At 39.3% G+C, this 18,735-nt stretch carries 21 protein-coding genes; all 21 read right to left on the minus strand.

The features are described from left to right. Positions 1–198: 198 nt before the first annotated feature. The 21 genes from SCSC_RS08190 to SCSC_RS08290 all read right to left on the minus strand — a co-directional run bounded on the left by SCSC_RS08190 (position 199) and on the right by SCSC_RS08290 (position 18,698). Entirely contained in the window at positions 199–900 is a 702-nt protein-coding gene (locus tag SCSC_RS08190; protein ID WP_006269976.1) for an L-ribulose-5-phosphate 4-epimerase, read from the minus strand. 2 nt (positions 901–902) lie between these two features. Continuing rightward, positions 903–1,763, minus strand: a complete 861-nt coding sequence (locus SCSC_RS08195; RefSeq protein ID WP_006270002.1) for an L-ribulose-5-phosphate 3-epimerase — start codon at positions 1,761–1,763, stop codon at positions 903–905. Positions 1,764–1,766: 3 nt separating this feature from the next. Further along, a complete protein-coding gene (locus tag SCSC_RS08200; RefSeq protein ID WP_003032302.1) occupies positions 1,767–2,432 on the minus strand; it encodes a 3-keto-L-gulonate-6-phosphate decarboxylase UlaD in 666 nt (221 codons plus the stop codon). A gap of 47 nt (positions 2,433–2,479) precedes the next feature. After that, positions 2,480–2,965 (minus strand): PTS sugar transporter subunit IIA, encoded by a 486-nt coding sequence (locus SCSC_RS08205; protein WP_006269994.1) that lies wholly within the window; start codon positions 2,963–2,965, stop codon positions 2,480–2,482. Between the two features lie 186 nt (positions 2,966–3,151). Next, positions 3,152–3,433 carry a PTS sugar transporter subunit IIB gene (locus tag SCSC_RS08210; RefSeq protein ID WP_003032305.1) on the minus strand — a complete coding sequence of 94 codons (282 nt, stop codon included), beginning with the start codon at positions 3,431–3,433 and terminating at the stop codon, positions 3,152–3,154. A gap of 30 nt (positions 3,434–3,463) precedes the next feature. Then, positions 3,464–4,921, minus strand: a complete 1,458-nt coding sequence (gene ulaA / locus SCSC_RS08215) for a PTS ascorbate transporter subunit IIC (RefSeq protein ID WP_003070775.1) — start codon at positions 4,919–4,921, stop codon at positions 3,464–3,466. A gap of 167 nt (positions 4,922–5,088) precedes the next feature. Next, the gene (locus SCSC_RS08220; RefSeq protein WP_006269986.1) at positions 5,089–7,218 is read right to left on the minus strand and encodes an ATP-dependent Clp protease ATP-binding subunit; all 2,130 of its coding nucleotides are present in this window, start codon (positions 7,216–7,218) and stop codon (positions 5,089–5,091) included. Positions 7,219–7,636: 418 nt separating this feature from the next. Further along, entirely contained in the window at positions 7,637–9,451 is a 1,815-nt protein-coding gene (glmS, locus tag SCSC_RS08225) for a glutamine--fructose-6-phosphate transaminase (isomerizing) (RefSeq protein ID WP_006269970.1), read from the minus strand. 388 nt (positions 9,452–9,839) lie between these two features. Further along, on the minus strand, positions 9,840–11,039 hold the full coding sequence (locus tag SCSC_RS08230; protein ID WP_006269979.1) for an acetate kinase: 1,200 nt from the start codon (positions 11,037–11,039) through the stop codon (positions 9,840–9,842). 46 nt (positions 11,040–11,085) lie between these two features. Continuing rightward, positions 11,086–12,039, minus strand: a complete 954-nt coding sequence (locus SCSC_RS08235) for a class I SAM-dependent methyltransferase (RefSeq protein WP_006269998.1) — start codon at positions 12,037–12,039, stop codon at positions 11,086–11,088. 84 nt (positions 12,040–12,123) lie between these two features. Beyond that, a complete protein-coding gene (gene comGG / locus SCSC_RS08240; RefSeq protein ID WP_003070783.1) occupies positions 12,124–12,450 on the minus strand; it encodes a competence type IV pilus minor pilin ComGG in 327 nt (108 codons plus the stop codon). Further along, positions 12,431–12,868 carry a competence type IV pilus minor pilin ComGF gene (gene comGF / locus SCSC_RS08245; protein WP_006270001.1) on the minus strand — a complete coding sequence of 146 codons (438 nt, stop codon included), beginning with the start codon at positions 12,866–12,868 and terminating at the stop codon, positions 12,431–12,433. Before comGF ends, comGG begins: the two co-directional genes overlap by 20 nt. After that, entirely contained in the window at positions 12,852–13,145 is a 294-nt protein-coding gene (gene comGE, locus SCSC_RS08250; RefSeq protein WP_006269989.1) for a competence type IV pilus minor pilin ComGE, read from the minus strand. The genes comGF and comGE overlap by 17 nt, the downstream gene beginning before the upstream one ends. Then, positions 13,117–13,515 (minus strand): competence type IV pilus minor pilin ComGD, encoded by a 399-nt coding sequence (gene comGD / locus SCSC_RS08255; RefSeq protein ID WP_006269995.1) that lies wholly within the window; start codon positions 13,513–13,515, stop codon positions 13,117–13,119. Before comGD ends, comGE begins: the two co-directional genes overlap by 29 nt. Beyond that, a complete protein-coding gene (gene comGC, locus SCSC_RS08260) occupies positions 13,505–13,822 on the minus strand; it encodes a competence type IV pilus major pilin ComGC (RefSeq protein WP_006269985.1) in 318 nt (105 codons plus the stop codon). Before comGC ends, comGD begins: the two co-directional genes overlap by 11 nt. Then, positions 13,819–14,841 (minus strand): competence type IV pilus assembly protein ComGB, encoded by a 1,023-nt coding sequence (gene comGB / locus SCSC_RS08265; protein WP_037565861.1) that lies wholly within the window; start codon positions 14,839–14,841, stop codon positions 13,819–13,821. Before comGB ends, comGC begins: the two co-directional genes overlap by 4 nt. Then, positions 14,783–15,724, minus strand: a complete 942-nt coding sequence (gene comGA, locus SCSC_RS08270; protein ID WP_006269992.1) for a competence type IV pilus ATPase ComGA — start codon at positions 15,722–15,724, stop codon at positions 14,783–14,785. The genes comGB and comGA overlap by 59 nt, the downstream gene beginning before the upstream one ends. Before the next feature lie 69 nt (positions 15,725–15,793). Beyond that, a complete protein-coding gene (locus SCSC_RS08275; RefSeq protein WP_006269973.1) occupies positions 15,794–16,159 on the minus strand; it encodes a DUF1033 family protein in 366 nt (121 codons plus the stop codon). 187 nt (positions 16,160–16,346) lie between these two features. Next, complete coding sequence (gene glnA, locus SCSC_RS08280; protein WP_006269977.1) at positions 16,347–17,693, minus strand: type I glutamate--ammonia ligase; 1,347 nt, start codon at positions 17,691–17,693, stop codon at positions 16,347–16,349. A gap of 38 nt (positions 17,694–17,731) precedes the next feature. Then, positions 17,732–18,091, minus strand: a complete 360-nt coding sequence (locus SCSC_RS08285) for a MerR family transcriptional regulator (RefSeq protein WP_003070793.1) — start codon at positions 18,089–18,091, stop codon at positions 17,732–17,734. A 76-nt stretch (positions 18,092–18,167) separates the two neighbouring features. Continuing rightward, entirely contained in the window at positions 18,168–18,698 is a 531-nt protein-coding gene (locus SCSC_RS08290; protein WP_006269975.1) for an FUSC family protein, read from the minus strand. Positions 18,699–18,735 lie beyond the last annotated feature (37 nt).

Consider the following 18,735-nt stretch of genomic DNA (forward strand, 5'->3'; position numbering starts at 1 on the left):
CTTGAAAGGGACTGTAAATTATTATAACATCTTTTCACACATCTTCCTACGAGATTGAAACGAGTCCATCTGTTATTTTGGTTATCTTTGAGTTTGTTGCGGAAGCAGAATGAGAAAAGCAGGGTGTGGAACTGCCAACCATGACACTCTGAATCATAGTAATCGTTCCACCCCTTGATAGGTTTCTTATCGTCGTTCTTACTTTTTCTGTCCGTAGTAAGCATTCTTGCCATGTTTCCGCAGGTAATGCTTATCTTTGAGCTCTTGCGGTACTTCTGCAACAGTTGGATTGATAGCTTCCGTATAGCGTGCCATGCGAGCAGCTTCTTCAAGTACAACTGCATTATAAACAGCAGACTTTTCATCCTTCCCCCAAGCAAATGGTCCGTGGTTGCGGACGGTTACACCTGCTACTGCGAGTGGATCTAAGCTACGCTTGGCAAATTCTTCAACAATGACTTTACCAGTTTCTTTTTCATACTCGCCATTGATTTCTTCAGTTGTCAAAGCACGAGCGCAAGGAATAGCACCGTAGAAAGTGTCAGCATGCGTCGTGCCATAACAAGGAATATCACGTCCTGCTTGAGCCCAAGCCACACCTTCTGTCGAGTGCGTATGGACAATACCGCCAACCTCTAGGAATGCTTTATACAACTCAACATGCGTCGGCAAATCTGATGACGGATTGAGATTACCTTCGACAATATTGCCATCCAAATCTGTCACAACCATATTTTCTGGAGATAGATTTTCATACGCCACACCAGAAGGTTTGATGACAATCAAACCTTTCTCGCGGTCAATCGCCGAAACATTTCCCCAAGTAAACTTCACTAATCCGTGCTCTGGAAGCTCCATATTGGCTTTATAGACACGTTCTCGTAATTCTGGTACTAACATTCTCATAACCCTGCTTTCTCAATGAGTGGATAAAGGAAATCCTGCGCTTCTTTGATAGCTGCTTTGGTTTCTTCCACCGTTTCACAATTTTCAGACCACATTTCAATCAAAAACGGTCCTTGGTAGTTGGTTTTTTTCAAAACGGCAAACATTTCTTCCCAGTTGACACAACCTTTGCCAAAAGGTACATCTCGAAATTGCCCTTTAGAATGCTCCGTCACGGCATAGGTATCTTTTAAGTGCAGCGCAGCAATTGCCTGATGACCAAGGTAAAATTCACTCCAAAGGTCATTATGCCAAGCAGAAACATTACCTGTATCTGGATAGACAAAGAGATAAGGCGAATTGATTTCTTTCGCCACAGCCAGATATTTTTCAATGCTGTTGATAAATGGGTCATCCATAATTTCAATCGCCAGCATGACCTGCGCCTGCTCAGCCCAATCACATGCTCGTCGCAGATTTTTTAAGAAACGAACGCGTGTTTCAGACGATTTTTCTTCATAATAAACATCATAGCCGGCTAATTGAATGACCCGCACGCCTAAATCCTGTGCTAATTCGATACATTGTTTCATCGTTTCAAGCGATTTAGCTTCTAGTTCAGGATTGTTTGAGCCTAATGGATAACGCCGATGACCGCTAAAGCATATGCTGGGAATCCGCACACCGGTATCATAGATGGCTTTGACAAGCTCTAGACGTTCTTTTTTGGACCAAGTGAGACGTGCCAGCCGAGCATCTGACTCATCAACCGACATTTCCACAAAATCAAAGCCCATTTCTTTGGCAAATTCTAACCGTTCTTGCCAAGAAAAATGTTTCGGTGTCGCCTTTTCATAAATTCCAATTGGACGTGCCATGACTTACCCCCAGATTCGCTTGATTTCGTCTTTGAAAGCACGCGCTGCTGCTGCTGGATTTTCAGCTTCTGTTATACCGCGTCCAGCAATAAAGGTAAAAACATCCACTCCTTCAAAGAGTTTGAGTGTATCCACATTCAAACCACCTGTCACAGACACACGGAAGCCCATTTCAATCAATTTCTTAACTTTATTGAGATCTTTTTCACCCCAAGTTTCGCCAGCAAGAAGGGCATCGCGTGATTGGTGATAAATGGCTTGCGAGATACCAGCATCCAACCAAGTCTGAGCTTGCTCATAAGTCCAATCACCGTAGAGCTCAATCTGAATTTCACCGCGTTCACCGCGTTCTTCTTGTATAGCTTTCAGGGCTGCTTTCATGGTTGGAATCGTCGCACAACAAATGCAAGTCATCCAATCCGCACCGCGTACGGCATTATTTTTAGCAACTGTCCCACCAGCGTCAGCACATTTAGTATCAGCTACGATGATTTTATCAGGAAATAAACTACGCAGCACTTCTACCAACTCACTGCCGACTTGCAGGAGGCAAACTGTTCCTGCTTCAATAACATCTACTTCATGACCTACCGAGACAGCTGCTTTAATAGCTCCTTGCAAATCGGAATGATCCAGTGCAACTTGTAAATTTGGAATATGTTTTGACATCATTTTCTCACTTTCTATTTTCTAATATATTGAAACACAACCATTTACTAACTATCTAAATCCAATCCTTCTAAATAAGGACTATTTTTTGACTCATCAATCAAAGCTAGAACTTCTGCTTCTGTTTGACAAGCTAACAAACGATTAATAGAATTTTCCAATTCAAAAAGAGCAATGATTTGTGGAATTGCAACACTCGTATGAATTTTTGAACTCGTTGCTGCAAGAGCTAACAAAACACTCACGCCTTTTCCGTCCGAGAAAGTTACAGGCTCCTTCAACGTCACCAAAGAGAAAGCATCTCTTTGAACACCAGCTTCTGGTCGTGCATGCGGCATAGCCATACCGGGCATCAAAATATAGTAAGGACCATATCCTTCTGTGGATTCGATGATAGCATCATAATATTCAGGTTTAACAGCTCCACTTTCAATCAAAGGGTCAACAGCAAGTTTGACCGCTTCTTGCCAAGTTGAAGCAGAAAGACCTAAACGAATGGAGTTGTTTTCAATCAATGCTTGCTTTAGGTTCATCATGTTTCCTTTCATCAGTTATAAGAATAAGAAAAAGTCCTTTTCTAAAGAAACTACCGCTTCCTATCCGTTCTAACATTTTCGTCCAAGTTCTATTCTTGTTAAGTGAATGAGGCTAGAGCGTTTGCTCTAAGCCCCTCATCCTTTCCTATTGTATCAATCTTATGACAAGGTCAGTCGTCCTCATCACTCTAGTACCTGAGACAATTTTTCAGTAATTTCTTTGTCATCCATCAGATTATCCAGACCAATCAATTTACCATTTGTCCGTCCATCCAATTCATGAATCAAATGAAGAGAAGCAATGACAATATCATAACCAGAAGCAAGGCTTTTTGCTTCTCCAACACTGCAAGAATTGACGGTAAAATCTGTTTGTCCTAATTTTCGCAGAGCATTTTCTACTTTCATCTTAATCACCATAGATGAGCCCATGCCATTTCCGCACGCTGTTAATACCTTAACCATATTATTTTCCTCCAATATTTAAATCTATTTTTATTCTTCTGCTTGAACATCACCACGATAGTAGGCTTCCTTGTCTTTTGCTTTGGCAAATTGTAGTTGTGGAATAATCAGCAAGAATACACAAACAAGAATGTAACCTACAATGCCAAGATATTTGAAAAGATAACCAAAACCAAGCCAAGGGAATTCAAAGTCAATATTTCCATGGTAACCACCGTAAGAAGCCAGACCGAGAAGTGCCACACAGAGAGCACCAAGCGCTACTTGCAATACACCTGAAATAAAGGACAGGATAACCGCCGCTTTCCAGCCACCACGCTTATCCGCATAAACTGCAATCGCTGCATTATCAAAGAATACTGGAACGAAACCAGTGATAATAAGAATTGGATTCTTAAAGATAATTAAGAGCATAATGGTAATCAATTGACCAATTAAGCCAAAAGCAAATCCTGAAAGCACCGCATTTGGTGAACCAAAACCATAAGAAGCTGCAACGTCCACAGCTGGGAATGAACCAGGAAGCAATTTGTTAGAGATACCTTGGAAGGCATTCGTCAATTCTGCTACAAACATCCGCACCCCTTGCATCAAGACAAAGAGATAAACTGAGAAAGTAAAGGCTGTTTGAATGATATACATGTAAAAATCTTGCTTAGCAGGGTTGTAAACTGTACCTGATGTAATGACTTTTGCATTGGACATGATATCCGGACCCAAAATTAAGAGAATAGCTCCAAAGAAAACCAACATCAACGTCGCCGAAGCAACCACTGTATCATGGAAAATAGACAAGAATTTTGGCAACTTCAAATTGTCAAGATTTTCTTCTTTCTTGCCAAATTTGTCTGCAACTTTATCCACAAACCAAATCGCAAATTGTTGTTGGTGACCAATCGCAAAACCACCGCCACCAGTTAAACGTTGTGTTGCTTCTACTGTCATATTAGAGCTGACTGCCCAGTAAAGTCCACAGATGACACCGATTGCCAGCACGCCCCAGCTATTACGCAATTGAGGAACAAGGAGAAGAACCATCAATGAAACGGTCGCTGCTTGTTGAACCATGATATGACCTGTAATGAACAGCGTCCGTACTTTCGTAATTTTCCGAAGAGCAACGAGCAGGATGTTGACACCAAAACCAATCAAGAGTGCTGTTGTTGCTGCTCCGACAAAGTTTGGAAATTCTTCTGCAATCTTTGTATTTGCCGCTGTCAATCCAAAGTAAGGGTCAATTACCGCTGCACCAATCTTAAACTTAAAGTTCAGAGCCGCTAAAATCGGACGGAAAGTTGTTACCAAACCTCCAGCCCCAACGTTCAACAGCATATAACCAACTGTCGCTTTGATGAAACCAGCATAGACATCATGCGCTGGTTTTTTCAATAACGCATAGCCAATGAGAACCAAAAGACCTACAAAGAAGGCTGGATTCTGCAAAATATTTTGCGAGAACCAGTTCAGAATGTTTAAAATGATGTTCATTTTAACTCTCCTTTTTTCTATTTTATTTGTTCTTTCTAAGTCTATTATAAAAGATGTAAGCGGTAACAAAAAGACCAAGAATTACACAAGCAACTGTTCACTCTTGGACCTGAAAATTAAGCACACTTAAAAAACGCCGGAAATCCGCTCCGGCGTTACTCTTCTGTTTATTTTTTAGTTTGATGCTCTTTCGCTTCTTCGATAACTAATTCATCATCTTTCAAATCTGCAAGAAGATGTTTCGCATCTAAATGATCAAGATGATAGTCTGTTACCTTATCACGGATTTGTTGCTCAATCACACGACGAAGCGGACGAACACCCATAACTTCATCATATCCCTCTTCTGCTAGATAATGTTTGGCTGCATCTGTTACTGTTAACGTGATGTCTTTCTTGGCAAGTGTTTGGTTGACTTCATCCAACATCAAGTCGACGATTTCAGCTAAATCCTCTTTACCAAGATGAGAGAATTCAATGACTGCATTGAAGCGATTCAAGAATTCTGGGCGGAAGTATGGTTTTAAGCGATCCATAATCTTCCTATCCTTTTCCTCATCACCTGTAAAGCTTTCATAACCAAAGCCAGCGTTAGACGTAGCAATAATAACTGTATTCTTAAAGTTGACAGTATTTCCTTGCCCATCTGTCAAACGACCATCATCCAAAACTTGTAGTAACAATGTGATGACTTGCGGATCGGCCTTTTCAATTTCGTCTAGTAAAATGATTGAGTATGGATTCCGACGAACACGTTCTGTCAAGGTATTGCTGTTGTCATCATAGCCGACATAACCAGCTGTTGTACCAATCAACTTCGACACAGCCGTGCGGTCAGAGTATTCAGACATGTCCAAACGGATAATGGCTTCTTTAGTACCAAACATATCAAGCGCTAATTGCTTCGCTAGCTCTGTTTTTCCAACACCAGTTGGGCCGACAAAGAGGAAGCTACCAATCGGACGATTTCCTTCATCAAAACCTGCACGATTCCGACGAATAGCGCGCGCCACTGCTTCAACTGCTTCGTTTTGTCCAATGACTTTTGTCTTCAATCGCGCATTCATCTCTTTCAACCGTTCAATATCACTAGTCCCCATTTGGGAAACAGGAATACCCGTCATACGTTCTACAGATTCGGCTACATCATTGACAGTTGCAGTCACTTTCATGTCTTCCGTATGATTTTCAATCTTTTTTTCTAGCTCTTCAATACGCATCTTGGCATTCAAAGCAGTTTCAAAGTCTTCTTTTTCAACCGCAGCTTCTTGCTTTTTCTTTTGCTCTGCAATTTCACGTTCCACTGTATGCACATCTGTAACAGGATGTTGAGCTGCTAAATGAGCCGCTGTCACATCCACTAGGTCAATCGCTTTATCTGGCAAGCTGCGTTGTGGAATATATTGAATAGAGAAGTCCACGGCAGCTTTTAACACTTCATCTGGCAAGATGACATTGTGGTGTTTTTCGTATAAATCACGAATTCCTTGCAAAATCTTGTAAGTATCTTCTGCAGATGGAGCATTGACTTTTACTTCATTGAAGCGACGAGCTAGAGCTGCATTCTTCAAAATGGTATTTCGATATTCATCCTGAGTCGTCGCACCGATAACTGTCAGTTCACCACGAGATAAAGCCGGTTTCAAAATATCTGCTAGACCTTTTGATCCACTATCACCGCCTGTGCTTCCAGCGCCGAGAATTTGATGAATTTCATCAAAGAAGAGAATGATATTGCCAGCCTCTTTCACTTCAGATACTAAATTTTGAATATTTTCTTCAAAACTACCACGATACTGTGTACCTGCTTCTAAACCAGAAATATCAATAGAAACAATCTCTTTATTCTTAATGGCTGCAGGAACATCTCCATTAACAATCGCTTGCGCTAAACCTTCGACAACTGCAGTCTTACCAACTCCAGCATCTCCGACTAATACTGGATTGTTTTTCGTCCGCCGAGAAAGGATTTCAGCCGTTTCTTGAATTTCCTTATTGCGTCCAATAACAGGATCTAACATATCTTGACGCGCTTCTTCTGTCAAATTACGCCCTAACTTCGCTAAAATACCATCTTGTTTGAGTCCACCTGCTTGCCCCTGCATTTGTGATGTCTGACCTTCCGCTACTTGCTTCGGTAATTTACCTGTTGCACGATATTGTGCAAATTCTTCCGGTGTCACTTCACGTCCATTGATAAGATAACGCCGATTTTCACTGTTAAAACCGCCCATTCTTCCCATCAATTGATTGAAAAGATCATCCATGTTATCAAAGTTGTTATAGTTATTATTCATATCTGCACCTCGCTTGTGTTTTACATAATTTTTGAAACTGCTTAAAATATAAGACAAAGTGAGCAACTCTATCTTTTGGATTTATATTTATCAAAGGCAGTTTAATAGTTTACATAATTTTTATTATCTCCCAAAATAGAGATGAAATTCTTTTAGCAAAATACCTCTAGAAATTCATCTTGTTTTGGCGAGTGTAACGGATTTTGTCTCTTTCCGTTTACAATTGTAATTATACAGTGTTCCAAACAAAAAGTCAATAGATTTTTGTAAAAAATTACATAATTTTTGATATTTTGAACTATAATCTTAACAATAGTTTTTCTAATTTCATTTTCCTCAATTTCACCAAAATTAACTTTTTCACTTTATGTCAATGCTACAAAAAATCACCAAGTACTTTACTCGATGATTCTTCTTTTTATTCTACTGTAACAGATTTAGCAAGGTTTCGTGGTTTATCTACATCTAAACCGCGATGCAAAGTTGCAAAATAAGCAATCAACTGTGTCGGCACGACCATAGAAATTGGTGACAGATATGGATGAACAGACATTAAAACAATATCGTCCCCTTCTTTTGCTACATTTTCTTCTACAACGGTCAAAACATTTGCACCACGCGCCACAACTTCTGATACATTGCCGCGAGTATGACTGGCCAATTGTTCATCGGAAGAAATCAAGGTTATTACTGGCGTACCGTCTTCAATCAAAGAAATCGTTCCATGTTTTAACTCTCCAGCAGCAAATCCTTCACACTGGATATAGGAAATTTCTTTTAATTTTAGGCTGGCTTCCATAGCAACATAATAGTCTTGTCCTCGACCGATATAGAAAGCATTGCGTGTTGTTGCGAGTAACTCATGTACTTTTTCGTCAATACTGTCTTTTTCAGATAGCGTAGCCTCAATGGCTTGCGCCACAATGGATAATTCATGCACTAAATCAAACTGTTTTGCTTTTTCATTGGCATTGGCATCTCCAACTGCTTTTGCTAGAAAAGCCAAAGTCGCAATCTGTGCTGTATAAGCCTTGGTAGAAGCTACGGCAATCTCTGGTCCTGCATGAAGTAACATCGTGTGAGTCGCTTCACGAGACAAAGTGGAACCTGGAACATTGGTTACAGTCAAGCTCGGAATCCCCATTGCATTGGCTTTAACCAAAACCTGACGGCTATCGGCCGTCTCACCAGATTGGCTAATCAGGATAAACATTGGTTTCTTGCTCAGTAATGGCCATCTGTAGCCCCATTCTGAAGAAATCCCTAATTCCACAGGTGTATCTGTCAATTCTTCCAGCATCCGCTTGGTTGCAAATCCAGCATGATAAGAAGTTCCAGCCGCTAAAATATACAACCGATCAGCCTCTTGAACAGCGTTTATAATAGCTGGATCGACAACTACTTGATCATTATCGTCTGTATATGCTTGAATCAACTTACGCATCACTGTTGGCTGCTCATCAATTTCTTTGAGCATATAGTAAGGATAAGTGCCTTTGCCAATATCTGATAAATCAAGTTCCGCAGTATAACTATCGCGCTCAATTGGATTCCCGTCATAGTCCTGCACTTCTACGCTGTCAGCGGTCACAATTACCAGTTCTTTATCATGAATTTCCATGTATTCGCTGGTTTCACGAATCATCGCCATAGCATCCGAACAGACCATATTGTAGCCTTCTCCCAGACCAATTAAGAGCGGTGATTTATTTTTCGCCACATAGATCACGTCTGCATCCTCTGCATCCATTAAAGCAAAAGCATAGGAACCTTCAATGATGTGGAGCGCTTTTTTAAAAGCATCTAGTACTGAGAGTCCGTCCTCTTCAACAAATTTTCCAATCAAGTGAACCGCAATTTCTGTATCTGTCTGACCCTTCAAATCATGTTCAGCAAGATATGTATTCTTAATATCTAGGTAATTTTCGATAACACCATTATGCACTAAAACAAAGCGTCCAGTTTGAGACGTATGCGGATGCGCATTGCTTTCACTTGGTTTTCCGTGTGTTGCCCAACGTGTATGCCCAATACCAGCCGTTCCAGCTACATCAATCCCGATTTTTGAACGAAGGTCGGCAATACGACCAACCGATTTGACTAAGCTAGATGTTTTCCCATTTGTCACAAAAATTCCCGCTGAATCATATCCCCGGTATTCTAATTTTTCTAGACCCTGCATTAAAATATCTGTTGCATTCCGATTTCCAACAACTCCGACAATTCCACACATACTATTCTTTCTAGCAAACGACTTTCAGAAGTCTGCCATCTCCTTCTTTGATTTTTTAAATTGGTATAGTCTAATAATAGCTATACAAAACAAGCTAAGTCAGTATATAATTTTATTGTGAATTTGTCAACAATAAAATTGGTATAGTTCAAAAAAGAAGGGCGGTGCAACCAAGAGACTTCAAGCAAATTTAGTTGTCTTCTATAAACAAAAAAGTAATCTGCTCTAAACGTTTTCTTTACAACATCAAAGTATACTTTGGGCATAGTCTATTGAACATTCAATCTATGATCTAAATAATCCGCTACTTCATAACTAGAAACAAAAAGACTGGATAAAACCAGCCTTTTCTTCCATATGATTGCTCTAGGTTCAATCTTTTAACATTTCATTTTTGATTTTTAAATCGTTCAACATCACGAGCAATAACCAATTCTTCATCCGTTGGAATAACCAGCACTCGAACCTTGGAATCTGGCATTGAAATATCTCCATAATTACCAAAAACATTCTTTTCTGGGTCAAGTTCACAACCAAACCAAGAAATTCCCTCAATAACTAATCGACGAATCGTCACAGAATTCTCACCAATTCCAGCGGTAAAGATAATGGCGTCTGCTCCGTTTAAAACAGCCAGATACTGACCAATATATTTTTGAATACGATCAACAAAGATGTCATTCGCCAACTGTGCTTTGGCATCACCAGCGCGCATAGCGGCATGAATATCACGCATGTCGCTGGATTTCTCAGATACCCCTAAGAGACCTGACTCACGATTTAAAATACGATTAATATCTTCCGGCGTATTCAAATCTTCTGTATGCTCCATCAGATAAGGAATAATCGCTGGATCAATATCCCCTGTGCGAGTTCCCATCATCACGCCACCTAGCGGAGTAAAGCCCATTGAAGTGTCAACAGATTGACCACCTTTGACTGCTGTAATAGAAGCACCATTCCCAATATGGCAAGTAATTAGTTTCAGATCTTCAAGCGGTTTGCCAAGCACTTTAGCGGCTTCCTTGGCAACATACTGATGACTTGTTCCATGCGCACCATATTTACGCACTTTGTTTTCAGTATAATATTTAGTTGGCAATGGATAACGGTAAGCTTTTTCAGGCATTGTTGTATGAAATGACGTATCAAACACAACGACACTTGTAATGTCTGGCAACAATTCTTTAAATGCACGAATTCCTGCTGCATTTGCTTTGTTATGAAGTGGTGCAAGAAGCGCTAATTCTTCTACTTTTTGAATCACTTCTTCGCTATCCACAAGTGCAGATTCTTTAAAATATTCACCACCTGCAACGACACGATGACCGACACCTGTGATTTCATCATAGGCTTTAATAATACCAAAGCGCATTAGATCATCTAACAAAATTTTAACAGCTTGTGTGTGGTCATCAATATCTAAAATTTGTTTCTCCGCACGACCATCAAATTTGACCGTTGAAATGGAATCTTTGAGACCAATTCGCTCAATTAACCCCTTAGCGATGACCTTTTCAGCTGGCATTTCGTATAATTGCCATTTTAGACTAGAACTTCCGGCATTGATTGAAATTGTTTTTGACATAAATTACCTCTTTTAAGCGTTTTCATTTATTATATCAAAAACTTGTTTAAATTTCACTTTCTTGGCTCCAATTTTGAAACTTTTCGCTAAATGTCAATAAATCCGCTTGATTCTGCAAATCAGATAAAGCATAAACAAATGGTTGGACAGCTTGTTCATCTTGCTTTTTCAGTACAAAAATTGTTTTAGCGTATGCTGCATTTCCAAAAAGAGACTCTGGTAACGCAATCATTGCAACTATTTGTGCATGCTTCTGCAACCAATTTTTTAATAAATCACTTTGTGTGCTAGTCAGTAAATCATTTGGTGCAAGGAAAATAGCATAACCATCCGATTTGAGATACTTGAGCGATTGTTCCATTAACAAATGATGAGCATAAGTATGCTCCTGTCTACTAGCCACTTCATAGCGCGTCGCAATGTTATCATCAGGATAAAAGCCAACTGGTAAATCACTGATAATCACATCGCTTTCTTTCAATACTTGCGGGCGCACCGCATCACCTTGCACAAAACTAACTTTTGCATCCATCACATCTGCGATACTGGCTGATATATCAATTAGCAGATCGTCCAATTCCAGTCCTAGATAATCCACGTTTTTATTTGTATTATTAAGAATGGTTTCTGCCAAATTTCCCATTCCACTACCAATTTCCAACACATCAATATGTTCTTTATTACTCAATTGGTCAATGAGAAATGTTAGGATAAACCCGATAAAATCTGGAGTAAATTGGTGATTAGCTTGCAAAGGCTCTGTTTGAGCCGCTTTCATCAGCAAAAATTGGTATGCTCGTCGCCATTCTTCTTTATCTAATTTCAAAGATTTAAGTGTTTCATTATTTTTTTTGACAATAGCTAGCTCTGTATTTCCATCCAGATAAACCCCATTTTGCTCGACCAAAGCATCATAAAAATTCGTCAAAAGAGTATTTTGGAGCTCCTGGACATTCTCTAACAAAAGCGAATAAGCCTGTTCTATTTTTTCAAAATTCATAGTATCCTCCGCTCCCTATCATACCAAAATTTATCTCTTTTTGCGAGCGAGTCCTCAGTTGCTCACATCTAGTTCTATTCTCACTTATTCGTCTAAATTGTCATTGGTTTGATTGGAATGCATAAGTGGGAAGCGAAATTGATAACGGCGACCAGTGTTCATTGTTACTGTCAGGATGAACTCTTTCTCATCTTTCTGATCTTGCACATACCCCTGTTCAAAATTCCTTTGTTTAGGATTTTCATTTGCTACAGCTGCCATTGCATAAGCCTGTATTCGCTCTCGGTTTAGGGTGAAATTCCTGTGATTTGCAGTTTGCCGATGAAGGTAAAATTGCAAAAGTAAGCTAAAGACAGCTGTTATAAAAAGGGCATAGAGCATAATACCTGCTTTAACTCTTTGTTTCCACACGATAGACGAACTCCCTTTCCAATCCTCGCTTAAATGTCATTCTGATATGAATCAGCTCATTTTTCTGTGAGATTTCTGCTTTTTTCATATTATAAATCATAGGCTGATAGCCTTTCCCATTTGCATTGGTTTTTCTGAAATCTTGTCCACTTGACTTTCCAAATGCAATCGTCTTACCGTCCTGCTTCATGTATAAACGATTATTCTCCACTTTTTCAAATGAAGAACGAATCAATTCCGCTTCTAATTGATGGGCAAACAAAAGCCATTCTCGTTGTTCACTGTGTTGTCGAGCTCGGACCTCCGAAGCCAGAAGACGCGTCATCGATTGAAATAATAGCACACTCCCGCTGATTACAAAGAGGGCAACCAGAGCCTCTAAAAGTGTAAAAGCTTTCACTTTATTTGCCTTGAACACCGACAATCAGCTCCTTCCCATGATAAATCTGGATGCCTTGTTGACTTTTTTCAACACGAACTTCAATACCGTTTATTGTTAAATGGCTTTGCTTTGTTTGTAATGCCATATTAGCCACTCTTAGAACTTCTTCTTTTTTCAGTAAATCATTTTCTGTCTGTCGAGACTGATGGATCTGCCCCAATAACAAGGTCACAATAAACGCAAAAACAGCCAATGCCAATAAAGCTTCTAATAAAATCGTTCCTCTAACGCATTGTTTTCTTAAATTTTCCATTTCCTAGATATAATTGATACGTAATTGTTTGCTTATTTGTCTGAAAGATAACCTTTCCGAGCGATGAATTACCGCCTGCCTTGTCAAAATGAAGTGTCAGGTCTTCCGGAGCCTGAATCGAGCGAGGAACTGCCACATGGTTGTAACCATTGGAAATCCTCTCGCGAGAAAAATTCATGTCCAACTGACTTTGAGCTGCACTACTCAACTTCTGACTTTCCCGATAAAAATGCTCAAACTCTAGAAAGAAAATTTGCTGTTCTACTTGCTCAAACGATGAATGTACTGAACCTGACACAGCAAGCAATAAGAGACTCGTCATAAATAAGGTCAGCAAACTTTCCAAAAGCGTAAAACCTTTAATCTGCAACTGTGCGAGCTTCTTTTGTATGTTTTGCATAATAAGCCTTGTATGATGCTGCTTGCTTGTCTGTAATAGTTCCTTCACTGACTAATTTTGAAAGCGTCGCTTTTTCATTAGTGTGATTCACTTCAAAAAGCTCTGCCTGACTTTCGACAACCTTCACAACAGCTGCATTTCCTTTTTCCGTTACAGCTTCTTTTTGTTTGGTCAAATTCGGAACAAACAAAAGCATCAAAACACTGATGATTAGAAGCACCACTAACATTTCCACCAAAGTGAAAGCTTTTACCTTTATATTTTTAATTTTTTTCATAATTGAACCTCCATATTTTGATAAATTGGCAGCAACATGGCTGCATACAATAAAACAATAACCAGTGCCACAAAAACAAAGACAAGCGGCTGCACTAAGTTCATAGCTTGATTGATCCGACTAAAAAACTTCTCCCACGTTTTTTGAGCATAAACTTCTAATTCACACCCTAATTTGGATTTCACTTCACCGTATTCAATTATCAAACCCAATTCCTTTTTAAAAAACGGGTAGTGTTTAACCACTTGGGAAAATTCCTGACCATTTTGCAGTGCAACTTCTAAGTCTTTTCCAATTTCTTGAAACATAGCAGAGCGTTGCCCTTGCATCATCTGAAAAATCTGACTGAGTTCTAAACCTTGACCAATCATATTTCCCCATTCGCGCGCATAATAAGCTGTCAAATACGCTTGAATAAAAGTTCCACAAAAAGGAAGTCGAGCCAAGAAGCTAAACACTACTATTTTTGAGCTTTTTCTAAACCAATAAAAACCTATCGCTAACAAAACAAGGACTACTCCTAATGAACCCAGAAAAATTTGCGGCAACTGACTAATCAGCTGCGTTGCACTATTTTGGCGTTCTAACTGCGGAAGTAAATAATTTCGCAGCCCTAACATAATGAATACTAAAAAAATAAGTAAAATGAATGGATAAGTAGCTACTTCAATTAACTTTTTCTTGACTTTTGAGACATTTTCCAAGTATTCCTCAATCTTATTCAGGCTGAGTGAGAGATTCCCATGTAGCTCTGCCAGTGAAAGCTGGGTGACAACACTATCTGAAAATCCTAAACTAGCCATAATTTCTGAAAAAGGTTTTCCTGTTGCTAAACCCTCTTTCATCTTTTCCACATAGGTTTTTTCTAGCAGGGCACTCCGCTTCAAAAAATCAATCATTTCTGCTAAATGAAAGCCGCTAGAAAAAAGATTATTCAGCAACTCTACGACTTTTTTCTGCCTAACTATGGATAATTTTTTCCGTTTCTGCCTGCTCAAAAGTGATATGTCCTGCTGCATAAAGCTGATCAATCTGCTTATTCCAGTCACTTGGCTCATGCTCTTGATACCTTTCACTGACAAAATCCACTATTCCTCCTTTCGCAATTAACCGTTGGTAGCAAATTCCTTGCAAAACAATTTTCAGCTCTGCTTCTGTCACTCCCAACTCCAGCAACCGTTCATAGACACCTCGTACGCTTTTAGCATGAATAGTTGAAAAAACAGTCACTCCCGTTAAGCTAGCTCGAACAACTGCCCGTGCTGTCTCCGCATCACGAATCTCTCCGATAATCAATAAATCCGGTCGATGCCGAAGAGAAAGTTTTATCAAACTTTCATAAGTTAAACCAATCGCTTCGTTCAGCTGCAGCTGTAACATCCCTGCTTGTTTGATTTCAACCGGATCTTCAATTGACATGATTTGCTGATCGGCAAAACGCTCTTGAGCCAACTGGTGCATGAAAGTAGTTTTACCACTTCCTACCGGTCCTGAAAAAAGGTAAAGCCCTCGCTGTTTGAAACGTTCTTTCAACTCCGGAATTTGAGCAAACCAAAACTTCAGCTCTGCTTCTTCATCATGCAATAGACGAATCACTAGACTTTCATATCCGCGATAATCCCCCACTGTTGATAACCGTAGCGATGTTTTCTTGTCACTATATTGATAATCGCAAGAGCCCAGCTGACTGCGACGTTTTTCTCCCACATTCATCCCAGCAGTAAACTTGAAATGACTGATTACAGCAGCTAGCTCTTCAAATTCATAATTGCGTATAAAACGGCGTTCATCTCCAATTCGCATATACAACTCGTAAACATTTTCCTTCGGAACAAAATAAATGTCCTGTGCTCGTTCTTCCTTAGCCTGACAAATAATAGCCTGTGCAATGTTTTGAACCATATCTCCTCCTCACTTTATATTATTCGCAGAAGAAAATAAAAAAATGATGAAAAATCACCATTTTGTAAATTATTTAAACGTTAGAGAGCAAGCACGATGTTCCTCTTCACTATTTTGTTTATTATAGCCCGGTCTCCATTTCTCTTTAGGAATGACACCATCATTTTCCAATAAAGCGAGAGAATGGTATTGCTGGACAGAATCACTACATTCTTCACACCAGCGCAAATCTTCTGCATCCCAAAAAATGGACATTAAATCACTTCGACTTTTATAGAAAGGAAAAGCAACTACCAACTTCAGCCATTGGCGCTTATAATACTTTAAAGCAGTATAATAGTCATCAAAATGTTGTATAGATACGATATTAGCTTCCCAGTCATCAAAAAACCACCAAGGCTCATCTTTGCCATACATTTCAATCACACAATACACCTGCTTCACCTCCCTTTGTTCTGTTTATTATATCGGAAATGCTAAATTTTTTAAACAGATATGCTTCATTATACAAGTTTTTCGCCATTTGCTCAAAAATGTAGAAAAAGTGGCATTATTTTGATTAGTACTTTTTCATTCATCAAATAAGAAAACGAGACTCTTCTTAAGCCTCATTTCCAATTTATTAATACAAATCAAGGTAGTTATCTACTTCCCATTGGGAAACGAAAGTGGCATAGCTTGCCCATTCGATGCGTTTTGCTTCTACAAAACTTGTATAGATATGACTACCCAAGGCAGCTTTTACAACTTCATCTTCTGTTAGTGCTTTCACCGCATTGTGGAGAGTAGATGGAAGATCCGTAATCCCTGCCTCTTTACGCTCTTCTGCTGTCATAACATAGATATTTTCTTCAATTGGAGCAGGTGCTTCAATTTTATTTTCAATCCCATGAAGTCCAACTTCAAGAAGAACCGCCATAGCGATATAAGGGTTAGCCATTGGGTCAACAGAGCGCAATTCCAAACGAGTTCCCATACCGCGTGAAGCTGGCACACGAACAAGTGGAGAACGGTTACGTCCTGCCCAAGCAATATAAACCGGAGCTTCATAGCCTGGAACTAAGCGTTTGTAAGAATTTACAGTCGGGTTCATGATAGCTGTATAATTGTAAGCATGCTTAATTAAGCCACCAAGAAAATAGTACGCTGTTTCTGATAATTGCATACCATTTGGATCTTCTGGATCAAAAAATGCATTTTGACCATCCTGATTAAAGAGCGACATGTTACAGTGCATACCTGAACCGGCAATACCAAATTTTGGTTTCGCCATAAACGTTGCGTACAGACCATGCTTGCGAGCAATTGTTTTGACAACCAGTTTGAACAACTGAATCTTATCACAGGCACGAAGTACTTCATCATATTTAAAGTCAATTTCGTGCTGACCGATCGCTACTTCATGGTGACTGGCTTCTACTTCAAAGCCCATTGTCGTTAAAACATTGACAATTTCACGACGTGTGTTATCCGCAAGATCCGTCGGAGCAAGGTCAAAATAGCCCCCCTTATCATTTACCTCAAGAGTTGGATCGCCATTTTCATCCAATTTGAAAAGGAAAAATTCTGGCTCAGGACCAAGATTGAAAGATTTGAAACCAAGCTCTTCCATGTGTCTCAAAGCACGCTTCAAATTTCCACGCGGATCCCCTTTAAAGGGAGTTCCTTCTGTTGTATAAACATCGCAAATTAGTCCTGCGACACTGCCATTTTCATCTCCCCAAGGGAAAACAGTCCATGTATCCAAATCAGGATAAAGGTACATATCTGACTCATTGATACGCACGAAACCTTCGATAGAAGAACCATCGAACATCACTTTGTTGGACAAAACTTTATTCAGCTGTTCATCTGTCGCCGGAATTTCGACATTTTTCATCGTTCCCAAAACATCCGAAAACATCAAACGGATAAAGGTAACATTTTTTTCTTTCACTTCGCGACGAATGTCAGCTACTGTAATTGGCATGAGTATCTCCTTATGAAATTTTTAAAAATTGATGTTGGTCAATGCATACGACCAAATGGTGGAAGGGAAGAAGCAAAGCGCCCTTGTTGCAAAATATCGTTATGAAGGGCTCGACGAACGTCTTTCTCGCTCACTGGCTTTTTATATCTCGCTTCACGCTCAGCATATTTCCGTTTAATAGCAGCAATATTGTAACCTTCTGAAATGTAATCTTTAATCTCTAACAAGCGATCCATATCATTTAATGAATACATGCGGCGATTTCCTTCATTTCGATCAGGTTTAATCAATTCTTGATCTTCATAATAACGAATCTGACGTGCCGTCAAATCTGTTAATTTCATAACGCTACCAATGGGAAAAACAGCCATATTGCGACGAAATTCCTTTTCCTTCATTGCAAATTCCTTTCTCATGCTCTATTATAGTCCGAAAAATTTTTCCTGTCAAGAATGTATGTTAGGTTTCCTGACATCACTTCTTGTTTTTTAATATCAAAAATTTTCTCAATCGATTTATATCAGAATTGACTAACATGGCAATAAATACCCCCATAAAGGTTTCAAATACCCGTGCAAATACATACAAAATTGTCTCTCCTGTTGGAATTGATAGGGTAATAATCAGCATAGCAGAAACACCACCAATCACTCCTGCCTTATTGTTCATAGCAACATTTGTCATAATGGTTAACATGGTACAAATCGGAACGAGAAGCAAGGTTACCCAAAACTGATCATGAAAAAGCTGATTGATAAGAAAGAAGAACAAAGCATACAAACCGCCAATACTGTTTCCTAAGATACGAGATGTTCCAAAATGAACACTCTTATCAAAATCCTCTCGCAAACTAAAAACAGCTGTTAAAGCGCCAATCTGTAGCCCTTTCCAACCCAAAAATCCAAAAATTAAAAGGACAATAAAAACAGCGATTCCTGTTTTAAAAGTCCGCATTCCTAATTTAAATTTCGATTTATCAAATTTGTACTTTTTAAAATAACCCATTCATACATTTCCTTTTACCTTTATTCTAACATATTTT

This window comes from Streptococcus constellatus subsp. constellatus (genome assembly GCF_023167545.1).
Classification (GTDB): Bacteria; Bacillota; Bacilli; order Lactobacillales; family Streptococcaceae; genus Streptococcus; species Streptococcus constellatus.